This is a genomic window from Pseudoalteromonas sp. Of7M-16 (genome assembly GCF_022347805.1).
Taxonomy (GTDB): domain Bacteria; phylum Pseudomonadota; class Gammaproteobacteria; order Enterobacterales; family Alteromonadaceae; genus Pseudoalteromonas; species Pseudoalteromonas luteoviolacea_F.
This window is the reverse complement of record NZ_JAKRFY010000003.1, coordinates 157,788-169,208: the sequence shown is the minus strand read 5'-3', so window position 1 is coordinate 169,208 and position 11,421 is coordinate 157,788. Positions and strand designations below refer to the sequence as shown.

At 41.8% G+C, this 11,421-nt stretch carries 8 protein-coding genes; 4 read left to right on the top strand and 4 right to left on the bottom strand.

Annotated features, from left to right (window positions below; translation table 11 throughout):
• The first annotated feature begins 5 nt into the window (after positions 1-5).
• From MHN81_RS04485 to MHN81_RS04475, 3 genes are all read left to right on the top strand, one after another.
• Positions 6-560: a sugar transferase gene (locus MHN81_RS04485; protein ID WP_023397379.1), complete on the top strand. Its 555-nt coding sequence runs from the start codon at positions 6-8 to the stop codon at positions 558-560.
• Positions 561-754: 194 nt separating this feature from the next.
• Entirely contained in the window at positions 755-2,704 is a 1,950-nt protein-coding gene (locus MHN81_RS04480; RefSeq protein WP_023397380.1) for a nucleoside-diphosphate sugar epimerase/dehydratase, read from the top strand.
• Positions 2,705-2,955: 251 nt separating this feature from the next.
• Entirely contained in the window at positions 2,956-5,079 is a 2,124-nt protein-coding gene (locus tag MHN81_RS04475; protein ID WP_239425106.1) for a YjbH domain-containing protein, read from the top strand.
• Positions 5,080-6,011: 932 nt separating this feature from the next.
• Here MHN81_RS04475 and MHN81_RS04470 read toward each other — a convergent pair.
• Together MHN81_RS04470 and MHN81_RS04465 are read right to left on the bottom strand one after the other, a co-directional pair.
• The gene (locus MHN81_RS04470; protein WP_023397382.1) at positions 6,012-7,928 is read right to left on the bottom strand and encodes a hypothetical protein; all 1,917 of its coding nucleotides are present in this window, start codon (positions 7,926-7,928) and stop codon (positions 6,012-6,014) included.
• 236 nt (positions 7,929-8,164) lie between these two features.
• Entirely contained in the window at positions 8,165-8,821 is a 657-nt protein-coding gene (locus MHN81_RS04465) for a Crp/Fnr family transcriptional regulator (RefSeq protein WP_023397383.1), read from the bottom strand.
• Between the two features lie 315 nt (positions 8,822-9,136).
• On the opposite strand from MHN81_RS04465, the gene MHN81_RS04460 reads away from it, so the two are divergent.
• A complete protein-coding gene (locus tag MHN81_RS04460; RefSeq protein WP_023397384.1) occupies positions 9,137-9,355 on the top strand; it encodes a YgjV family protein in 219 nt (72 codons plus the stop codon).
• Here MHN81_RS04460 and MHN81_RS04455 read toward each other — a convergent pair.
• Together MHN81_RS04455 and MHN81_RS04450 are read right to left on the bottom strand one after the other, a co-directional pair.
• Positions 9,352-10,995, bottom strand: a complete 1,644-nt coding sequence (locus tag MHN81_RS04455) for an amidohydrolase (protein ID WP_239425104.1) — start codon at positions 10,993-10,995, stop codon at positions 9,352-9,354. The genes MHN81_RS04460 and MHN81_RS04455 overlap by 4 nt on opposite strands.
• Before the next feature lie 129 nt (positions 10,996-11,124).
• A complete protein-coding gene (locus MHN81_RS04450; protein ID WP_023397386.1) occupies positions 11,125-11,334 on the bottom strand; it encodes a hypothetical protein in 210 nt (69 codons plus the stop codon).
• Positions 11,335-11,421 lie beyond the last annotated feature (87 nt).

Below are 11,421 nucleotides of genomic sequence, written 5' to 3'. Positions count from 1 at the left end.
TTAAAATGATAAGATTATTAGATTTTTTACTGGCCTTATTTGGCTTGATTGTGGCGTTTCCTTTTTTAGTCCTAATTTTTATCATAGGTCTTTTTGATACAGGATCACCTATCTTTACTCAAGAGAGAGTTGGTAGAAATAAAAAGCCCTTTATTTTGGTTAAATTCAGGACGATGAAAGTCGATACGGCATCTGTAGCAACGCATTTGGCAACGCAAGCTTCTATCACGCCATTAGGTGGGTTTTTACGTAAAACTAAATTAGATGAGTTACCGCAATTGTGGAACGTGCTTAAAGGAGAAATGAGCTTAGTGGGACCTAGACCTGGGTTGTTCAATCAAGATGAGCTGACTAAAGCGCGTGATGCACAGAATGTTTATGCAGTTCGCCCTGGCATTACAGGGTTATCGCAAGTAAATGAGATCGATATGTCTACGCCTGAGCTACTGGCAAAAACAGACAATGAGATGATTGCAACGATGAGCATAGGCAACTACTTCAAATACATTATTATGACAGTCGCAGGTAAAGGAAGCGGTGACAGAGTTAAAAAACACTAGTTTTTATACAAACCGAGATCTTTTACAAACTCTTTAGAAGCACAAAAGCGTATTTTTCACACCCAGTGATGAAGGTGAGATCACACAGAGTGAGTGCTTCTAAAATGACAGAAGTTGAATAAATGTGTATATTTAACTTCTATAACTTTATTATTACAGCGTAAAACCGAATTACGTTAGCTCAAGGATTTACAGTGGATAGTTGGTTCCGAACTTTACTCAATACTTCCCGTTCAAAAAAGCGAATTTTAACGCTTGTTATCGACTCTATATTTATTTTTAGTGCATTTTGGTTAGCACTAGTTGTAAGACTTGATAGCTTAGCGCCATTCTTTGAAATAAAAAATTGGTTGTTACTTGCTTTAATTTTACCGGTCAGTTTGTTTGCGTTTGTAAATTTAGGGTTATATCGCGCAGTATTGAGGTACGTTGGCGCTCACGCGGTTGGCGCAATCGTAGTAGGAACAGTTATTAGCACAGTTGTGCTTGTATTGTCGTCTTTTTTCACCAATGTCTCCATCCCTCGTACCATGCCTATTATTTACGCTTGGCTGTTAGTGCTTTCTGTCGGTGGCTCTCGAATTATGGTGCGGGCAATGGTAGGCAGGCTTGCAACGGTAAATAAAACACCAGTAGTGATTTATGGTGCAGGTTCAGCTGGTCGGCAATTGGCACCAGCGATAGGCGCAGGCGAGGAGTATTATGTAAGTGCGTTTATCGATGATGATAAGTCGAAACAGGGCGCGATATTGCAAGGGATCCCCGTAATTTCATTCGATGGTATATTCAGCTTAATTGAGCGTAAGAAGGTGAGAAAAATACTGATGGCGATGCCAAGTGAGAGTCGTGCACGCCGTAGAGAGATCCTTTCACAATTAGAAAACTTACCTGTAGAAGTAATGACCATTCCAGGTATGGCTGACGTTGTAGAAGGGAGAGCGACATTAGACGAAATAAAAGATGTTGAAATAGAAGACTTACTTGGCCGCGATCCTGTGACTCCACGTCAAGAGTTATTAGATGCCAACATTAAAGGCAAGTCAGTTATGGTCACGGGCGCTGGTGGCTCAATTGGGTCTGAATTGTGTCGTCAAATTATAAAACAAGCGCCAAAAAAACTGGTGTTGTTTGAACTCACAGAATTTGCCCTTTACTCAATAGAAAAAGAGCTTAGCGAAATTATAAACTCCAAAGAGTTGGGGATTGAATTAATCCCGATAATGGGCTCTGTTCAGCATATCAATCGCCTAGAAACCTGCATGATGGCATTTGGTGTGCAGACGGTTTATCACGCCGCTGCATATAAACATGTGCCATTAGTTGAGCACAATGTGGTTGAAGGGGTGCGAAATAATGTATTTGGCACTTATTACTCAGCGAAAGCAGCCATTAATTCCAAAGTAGAAACTTTTGTTTTAGTAAGTACGGATAAAGCTGTTCGTCCAACCAATGTGATGGGGACGACTAAGCGGATGGCGGAGCTATGTCTTCAAGGGCTCGCTCAAGATAAAGAAAAAGGTATACATCAAACGAGATTTTGTATGGTCCGCTTTGGTAATGTTTTAGGGTCATCTGGCTCGGTGGTTCCCTTGTTCCGTCGACAAATAAAAGAAGGTGGACCCATTACATTAACCCACCCTGACATCACAAGGTTCTTTATGACCATCCCAGAAGCGGCACAGCTCGTGATACAAGCAGGTGCCTTGGGCAAAGGTGGTGATGTTTTTGTTTTGGATATGGGTGAGTCTGTGAAGATAAAAGATCTGGCGACGAAAATGATCCACTTATCAGGACTCGAAGTGAAGAGTACGTCAAACCCGCACGGAGATATTGAGATCCAGTGCACAGGTCTAAGACCTGGGGAAAAACTGTATGAAGAGCTTTTGATTGGAGATAATGTTGGACAAACAAGTCACCAAAGAATAATGACAGCCAAAGAAGTTATGCTGCCATTGACAGAGCTCAATGTGTTTTTGGAAGCACTTGATATCGCCTGCCACAATTTTGATCACGAAATGATCCGAGAGTTACTGCTGGACGCGCCTACAGGGTTCAATCCAACAGATGGTATTTGCGATTTAGTGTGGAATGAAAGGAAAAAACAAATGGAGCCAGCTGACTCAAACGTTGTTAGCTTTAAATAGACCCATCTACCTGAATATATCAGTGCGAAATACCGGTGTATTTAATTGCACTGATATATTTAACTCGTAAAGTAGTACAACACCAGTGTTATGTTTTTTTTATCTCGTTTAGCGTAAACTGGTGATGAAAATTAGCACAGCCCTTTGCAAATACTTGTTTGGAATAGCCTTTAGAAGTACTCGAGCAAGTGATCAAAGTTATATTGTAATTAGTTATTTTGGATTAAATAATAATCATCGGAATTTAGAATATGTCTAAGCTTTTCCCTTATGTGGCATCATGTTTTGTGGTGGTATCTGCTCCTAGCATAGCAGCAGAGCCGTTAAATACTTATCAATCTTTTACTGGATTTACAGGGCTTATCAACACTTCTAATGCCGAAGTAATGGAAAAGGGTAACTGGGGAGTGGGCTACAATAACATGCTTGATTTTCGAGGGAATCAATATGTTGATGGGCACAACTTTGTGTTTTCTGCAGGTATATTCGATGGGCTTGAAGTAAGTGGCTTGGTTGCATCGAATAAAATGCATGAAAACTTATTTTATCCAACTTCAGGACCTGTCGGCTCACAAACACGGGACCTGTCATTTAATGCTAAATATCAAATTCCACTGATCCCCAATGATTGGTTTAAGCTGAGCATAGGTAGCAAAGATATCGGCGGTGCTGCAAATAATTATAAAACCAACTTTGCTGTAGCTTCAAAAGAGTGGAGTGATTTTCGCTTCTCGCTTGGTTTAGCGAGCAGCGATCATAGTACTGGGCTGATGAATGGCGCGTTTGGTGGTGTGGAGTGGTTACCGACCGAATGGTTTGGATTACAGATAGAACATGATGCAGAAGCGTTTAACGCCGCGGCAAGGTTAACAGTACCAAAAGAGTGGCTATTTGATTTGGGAGAGCTGACACTAACTAGCCGTTTTTATAGTAATACCGACTACTCTCAAGAGGATACTTACTGGGCTGTAAACTTTATCGCGCCATTTTCTGAGCATGCCCAACCACACCGAGATAGGGTAAAGGCCGCGCCAGCGCCTGTAGTTGTGCACAGTAGTACAGCAAAAAATACCCCAATGAAACCAAGCCATAAAGCACCTAGAGCGTTTAAACAGTCTAACTCTCAAAGCGACGCGGTTGGTTCGAAGAAGGCCGATAGAGCCGAAATGAATAGGTTGGCTAGAAAGTTGAGAAATGTGCTCATTGCGGATGGTTTTGAAGCGGTAAGAGTTGGCTTTAACTCGCAGCCTATGGTTATCGTGTCATTTGAAAACGCCGTTTTTAATAATAACGAAATAGACGCCTTGGGTTTAGCTGCCGGCAGAGTCGCTGAAGTATTCTCGGGCACGCCCGCTAAGTTTATGTTAGAGCTTCAAAACCACGGTATTGCAATGCTTGCGCTATCTGGTGATACCACAAACTACGAACAGTTTATAGAAAACGACTTTGATCCACAGGTTTCCGTCAAAATGGGCGGTATGCGCGGTGTAAGCGGAGTAACTTGGGTTGGTTTAGAAAGCGCTAATCAACGCTTTTTGAAACCAAGGGTAACACTGAGTCCTGAAATTAATTCAGCTCACGCCACTGAGTTTGGCGTTTTTGATTATTCATTGGCGTTAAAAGCAGATATTAATGTGCCTTTATGGCGTGGTGCGGGTTTCAATCTCACAGCCCAAACTCTAGTATCTGAAAGTGATGACTTTGAAGACAAAAAATTCTTTGATGACTTGTCCGAGGATAATGGCGTAAGAAGCGCATTCTTCTATCAAACTTACCAGCTGCCTTGGGGACTTTACAACCAGACTAAAATTGGCTTTTTCAGAGAGTTCCATAAATATAAAGGCCTAATTAATGAAACTGCATGGGTGAGCCCAAATGGAAGCCATAAAGTCACCAATACATATGGCTACTTTGAGTATCAAGATTACAGCGGTGATAGAGACTATCATACGGTTGACTACCAATATTACTGGGCTGATAAAGATGTTAGCTTTCACGTGACGGGTGGTAAGTTCTGGCGTAAAGATAGCGGTATCAAAGTCGAGTCTAGATTCTGGTTCGGTGACAGTTACGTAGCAGTATATGGTGAAGACACCAACGCTAGGGTTGCGGGGATAGCAGTCAATATTCCATTATCTAAGCGTAAAAATATGAATGTAACCAAGTTTGGACAGGTAAAAGGAACTAGTGCTTGGCGTTATCAGGTAGGTACTCGAATCGGTGAAAGTCACAACAAGTTGGTTTATCAACAAGCGTACCAACCAAAAGTACCTGTGACTTTGAGCGACACCTTTTTCAACCAAGGTCGTAGTTCTGTAGAGTATATTCACAACAACTTATCGAGATTGCGAGATGCTTATTTAACTTATAAATAAGTAGTTCTTTTTACAGGCCTGAATTGACGCGACTCCCGTTAACATAACTGTTTTCTGAGCGTTTCAATTTAGGCTTGAACTCAATCTAGTTACCCCCTGAATTATAAATAACTCCTAGACAAGCCCTATCTCAAAGGGGCATTATCAATCCCAGCACCTCAATAGCGCCAACCTCTAATTATTTAAGTGATCCAGACAGATATGACATGTTCTCTGATTGGCTAATTTCTTAGTAATTTGAAAAAGAGCAGGGTTGGCTAGAAAGTCCAACGCTACTCGTAGTCATTTTCAAACTGGCAGTTGTTTGCAAACGTGTCGAGATACTAAATAGAGACTTTAAACCATCTCGCGACACTACAATGTCATCCTGCTTTTTGACCAAGCTAAATGAAGATTGATACTCGATGCGTTCTACATTGTTAAATCAGGGCGAAACATACTACGTACAGTGTCATATAAATTTATTAGCAGTTAACGTCAAAACGAAGGTGACATCGCATCGAGCACTTGCTACACCGTCGTACGATTAAAAGAGCAATAGACGCTAAGCTTAATAATAAGCAAATGGCTAACTAGGTGAACAAGGGGGTTGTCTATTGCTCAGTCGCCAAATCAGCCTCTAGCACGCTGATATTAAATCTGTAATACCTAAGCGTAGGTGGATTGAGTTTGTTTATCTGGCGCACATTTAGATGTGTTTAAATTAATCTCCAAATATACTCTTGTCTGGCATATCTCTAAATACTTCTTGAACAAAACCTGTTGGCGACCCAGTACTAAAATTAGGTCATTTATTTGAAGGGGGTTTTTAAGGGGGTGGGTGTTTTGTTATTTATCTACCGAACAAGCAGACAAGGCACGCAGTTTTATGCCTTGTAAAATAAAAAAGCCGCGATAAATCGCGGCTTTAAGTTTCAGTTTACTTAGTAAAATTAGTTACCACCAGTAGCACCAGTAGTAGTTGTAGTATCACACACTGTAAGCATGTTTAGAGACAATGCATCAGTACTACCTGTAGCAGTCTGTGTTTCCCACGTATTAGTGAAAGTATTGAAGAATCGGAATGTGTAATCAACACCTGATTCTAGGTCAATACTGAATTCACTGCCGTAGTAGCTGTCTTGTAGGTTAGACGCAAGTACTGCACCACGGTAAAGTTGAACGGTTGTAGGACTAAGAACTGGGTCAGCAGCTTGGTCTACGTCATCATTGTTGCTACATACTGCAAATGTAGATACAGGCTTAGTAACAATTTCAACGTTGTCAACTGGCGCTAGTTGTAGAGTTGCACCATTTAGGTCACAAAGAGGACCGCTGTATACAGATACTGTGCTGTCAACTGCTGTTCCAGTGTTACCTTGAATACCGTCAAGTACATTTACGTTGTTTTCTAGAACACGTACTTCTACATCAAAGCTAGGCGGGTTGCGGAAAGTTGCGCGGCTTAGTGCTGCACGGTTCCAAGGTTGTGCGTCAAATCTGTAGCTGTTTGTTAGTAGCTGTACAGAAGTGAAGCGTGAGCTTGGCTGGCCGTCGCTGTCAACAATATTGAAAGAAGAAACGTTACAACCACGTTGTGCGAAGAAGTCCAAGTTCCAGTAAGATAAGTGATCAACTTCAACTTCTACGTTGTATGTTGAGCTGTTCGCATTACCATCGTCTGCAACAACACCGAAGCTTTCAAATGACCATTGACCGTTTGATTCTTCGTAACTCCACACTGGGAAGATTTGACCAGGTTGAACAGGAGTTGGCTCACTTACAAGTGCTGAAGCTAGACATACACCAGAGTCTGTGTTGAAACCTCTTGCAGCCGCTTGAGCTACAGTTTCACCGTCTTGTTGAGTAATTGGACAAGGAGTACGAGTGTCTTTGTCAACTTTCATCGCAACAGTGATAGAGTTGCCATCACCGAAAGTTTTTACTTTTTCGCCTTGTTCGTTAACAAGTTCGATAGCAACGAAACCACCAGTTGTGAAGTTACCTTCAACAGTTTCTGCACCGTTTGCAACAGCAAGGTTTAGACCGCCTGGGAACGCGTCTAGTGAAGACGTTTGGTCTGTTGACGCAGCTTCAGTGCTGGCCTCTACTGCCGCAGCTTCGTTTGCGAAGTAAGCAACAGTTAGAGATGGAGCTGATTGAAGTGGCTCACCATTGTCTTGTACGAATTGAGTACCTGCAGGAAGGACAACCTCTGCACCACCAACTGCTTTCTCAGCTTGAGCTGCATCAATTTCAACAGGTAAAGTGATTGAGTCTGCACCGTTTACAACAAGACCACCAGCAGCGCTATATTCTACAGTAACATCTGCACCAGCAAGTTCTGCAAGTGTTTTAGTCTCTGCGACAACAGGAATGTCAGCACTTTCGAAAGTACGAGCTGTTAATCTTACAACTTCAGTTAGAGTTTCACCTGCACCAATTGTTACTTCAGCAGTATTTGAAAGGAAGTTGTCAGACTGAACTGTGAATGCAAAAGTCTTGCTTTCGCCTTCAGCAATTCCGTCAACTGTGTACGAGAACGCACCAGCTGTGTTGGTGTTGTATTCGTCATTTGCTGTGATTGCAACACCTGAAGCTGTTTGTAAGCCTTCAATTGAAGAATTGAATACAACTTGAACAGATGTGCCATCAGCTAGCGGAGCACCTAGTGAATCAGTTACAGTGACTACGAAGCCACCATCAGCCAATTCAACAGCAGTTGGTGGAACCGCGACTGTTTGATCTCCACCCGGATCTGGCGGAGTAATTGTAACATCGTTGTCATTGTCGCTGAAGCAGCCTGTTAAACCTACTGTTAACCCTAGTGCGAGGGCAAGTTTAGTTAGCTTCAAATTTTTATTTCCCATGATTTTTACCTTTTCCTTTAAATACAAGTAAACTGAGAGTTTTAACCAATTAAGTGCAGATGTAAGACAGCCTTGCCCTGCATACAAATTAGTGAATAAGAGAATAAGCGTACATTAAATGTTCGTCAAGTGAACAGGTCTAACTTTATCCAAAAATTCACGTTTAATAATAACACATTGATCTAGAATTGGGATCTGAACTGTGCAATGTTAATAAAATAATAATATACAACTCATTACAGTCTCGAGAAAGCATCGACAAAATCGTTTAAAGCTTCCAAATCTACTGGCTTTAATCCTGAGCCTGTTCTCTCAATGAGACCCTTTTCAACGAGCTCACTGACTACTCGGCGATAGGCTCGCTCTGTCGTCGCAAAGCGCTCTGCTTCTGCACTCACCGTTGAGTACGCTCTGAGCAGTGTCGAATGTTTATCTTCAGCTCTTAACAAGCAATCTTTTGCAATATTGTAACTCAGTGGCAACAGCAATTTATCGAGGTTTATTTTTTGATTTTCTGTAAATTTGGCGGCAATTGTTTGCGCTGTATAAAGGCTTAATTCAGGTTGCTCGAGCAGTAACTGGCGCCAGTGTTTTAATTCAATGAGGTTGTATTGAACATCACTTAAACATGTAACGGTGTAAATACAAGGCTGGTTGTTGAGCGCTTCAATTTCCCCAATAAGTGTATTGTTGCAATCTAACTGACCAAGTAATAACCTTCTGCCATTGCCTACATCATAGCTGAAAGAGACAGTACCACTTCTCACCAAGATCAATTTGCTCAGCGGTTCATCCTGATGGATCAAAACTTCTTTTTTGCGATGCTGAAAACTATTACCGGCAAAACTTAATAATTGTTCGACCAAAGTAGTTGAAAAGTGATATTGGAACATCTGGTTAGCTCTCGGACAATTGTCCTATTTATTAAATTATTATAAAGATAGCATGAACTGAATTATTCAAGGCTATACGCGTTACAACTTTTTAAGACTTTATTCTTGCTTATCCTTAAATGGGTGAATTTGATACTCAGGGTTCCGCGCACAAACTGAACTGTGCAAAATACGGCGGATTAACTGAATAAAAGTGTAGAGAGTCTAAGCTTTAATTGGGCTCTAGAGGCTCTATATGGTCTGCTATTATCCTTAAAAAGTGACTTGAATATCGTTTTACTTACTAATGCTAACCCAACTGAGAGGAGAGAACAAATGACTTGGGAATATTTAGGCTATCTGGCCTCAGTCTTTTTGGTGGTTTCTCTTATGATGACCAATGTCACTAAATTACGCTGGTTTAATTTAGCTGGGTGCATCTGTTTTACGATATACGGTGCAATGATAAGTGCATGGCCAGTGGTTTTGACCAATGGCTTGCTGGCATTGGTCAATATTTACCACCTTTTCAAACTGGTCCGATCTAAGGACTAATTACGTTTGTATTTAGGTTTACCTGCAATCCAAGTTTGCTGTACTTGTATATTGTGCAACTGGGCCTCTTCAATTTGGAAATAATCGCGGTCAATCAAAATAAAGTCAGCCCACTTTCCATGTTCTAAGCTGCCGACTTTAAATTCTTGAAAAGCCGCGTACGCTGCATCTAAAGTAAATGCAGTGAGTGCTTGCTCTCTGCTCAACTTCTCAGTGTTGCGCCATCCTTGTTTCGGTTGTTGTGTTTTATCCATTCTTGTTATTGCCGCGTATAAGCCATCGAATGGATTGGCTAATTCAACAGGGAAATCAGAGCCCGCAGCGACCTTAATTCCATGTTTAAGAAATGTTTGCCATGCATAAGCCCCAGTCAGTTGAGACTCTCTCAATCGCTGTTGCGCCATATGCATATCTGAAGTTGCATGTACAGGTTGCATTGATGGAATTATTTTCAGGCTTTTAAATCGAGGGATATCATCTGTATCGACAATTTGAGCGTGTTCAATTCGATTGCGTAGTAACTTACCACCGGTTTCCTTGAACACGGTTTTATAGCTATTCAATACAATGCGATTGGCACGATCACCAATGGCATGGGTGTGCGCACTGAAGCCATGTTTAACACTCTGACGTATTAGTGCTTCTAGCGCCGGCTGTTGCTCGAGCATTAGACCTCGGTGTCCCGGCCTATCTTTGTAATCTTTTAATAGAGCTGCGCCTCTACTACCTAGCGCACCGTCAGCATAAATTTTTACACTGCGTATCGTGAGATAGTCAGTTTGTTCTTTCACAATACCGGCTTTAAGCATTTTTTCGAGACTGGGGTCAGATGCACTTAACATAGCGTATATTCTAAGCGGCATAGAGCGTTGCTCTGACCTGTTTTTATACAGGCGCCAAGTCGCTTCATCGATACCTGCATCGTGTACTGAGGTGATCCCTAAGCTGAGGAGGTGGGCAGCGGCCTTATCAAGCGCTGTGTTTAATTGAGCTGGTGTTCGTTCGGGCACATGTTTTAGGATGAGCGGTTCCGCTTTGTCAATAAATATGCCGCTGGGCGTGCCATCGGCCAGTCGCACAATCTCCCCGCCATCTGGTGTCACGGTATCTTTGTTTATTCTGGCCAGTGCCATGGCTTTGGAGTTAACCCAAATTGCATGACCGTCGACACGGGTAAGAACCACGGGTCTATTAGCTACGAACTTATCAAGGTCTTGTGCTGTTGGGAATTGGTTGGGTGTCCACTTTGTCTGATCCCATCCTCGGCCAATGATCCACCCTGTGGGGTTATTTTCGGCGTATTGCTTTAGACGTTGACCAACTTCAGCGATGGATTTAGTGTGTCTTAAGTCAAGTCTGGAGAGGTTTTCACCTAGTCCAATCACATGACCATGTGCGTCTATCAAGCCAGGTAACATGGTAAGTCCTTGACCATCAATAACCGTTGACTGTGGGTATTGTTTTAGCGTGTCTGCATTACCTGTTTTAACGACTTTTCCATCTTTGATCACTAAAGTAGAAAATTGCGCAATTTTCCCAGAGCGTGTCGGTGTGTACCCTTTGACATTATGAACGACTGTAAATTGTGCGTGGCTGACATAACTTGCCAAGCACAAACAGAGCAAAAATAATCTTCTCACGATATGGCCTTTTTGTTGTTATTTTTCCAAATAATATAAATGCTTTATTTATAAGTGTATATCAAGCTTTGGAATTTATTATTTAGGCATATTTCAAGCCAATGCCTAGATCGGAACTGATGAGAGGTGTTATTCCTCTTTATCCGCCTTAACCGCCAGTTTAATTGCAATGATCACAATCGCAAACATCAAAAATGGTAAAGCCGCAAGGCTGTACTCTGCCCAAGAAGTGTCTTGGTAGCTTGGTTGCAAAATAAAGTGCCCGCCTATGCACAGCCCGATACTGATAAGGAGCAGCGGCAGCATGATCAATTCCTTTTTGTAGTGTGATTTTTTCATGTTTACCTCCGACTTTGAGTATACACACTTTAGTGGCCACGAGATTGACATCGATCAGAAGAGTTCTGCTCATTAAACATCAAATGA

What these genes read in the sequence shown, in the direction of transcription:
- MHN81_RS04485 (WP_023397379.1), top strand. Translation starts at nt 6, where the DNA reads ATGATAAGATTATTAGATTTTTTACTGGCCTTATTTGGCTTGATTGTG.
- MHN81_RS04475 (WP_239425106.1), top strand. Translation starts at nt 2,956, where the DNA reads ATGTCTAAGCTTTTCCCTTATGTGGCATCATGTTTTGTGGTGGTATCT.
- MHN81_RS04470 (WP_023397382.1), bottom strand. Translation starts at nt 7,928, where the DNA reads ATGGGAAATAAAAATTTGAAGCTAACTAAACTTGCCCTCGCACTAGGG.
- MHN81_RS04465 (WP_023397383.1), bottom strand. Translation starts at nt 8,821, where the DNA reads ATGTTCCAATATCACTTTTCAACTACTTTGGTCGAACAATTATTAAGT.
- MHN81_RS04460 (WP_023397384.1), top strand. Translation starts at nt 9,137, where the DNA reads ATGACTTGGGAATATTTAGGCTATCTGGCCTCAGTCTTTTTGGTGGTT.
- MHN81_RS04450 (WP_023397386.1), bottom strand. Translation starts at nt 11,334, where the DNA reads ATGAAAAAATCACACTACAAAAAGGAATTGATCATGCTGCCGCTGCTC.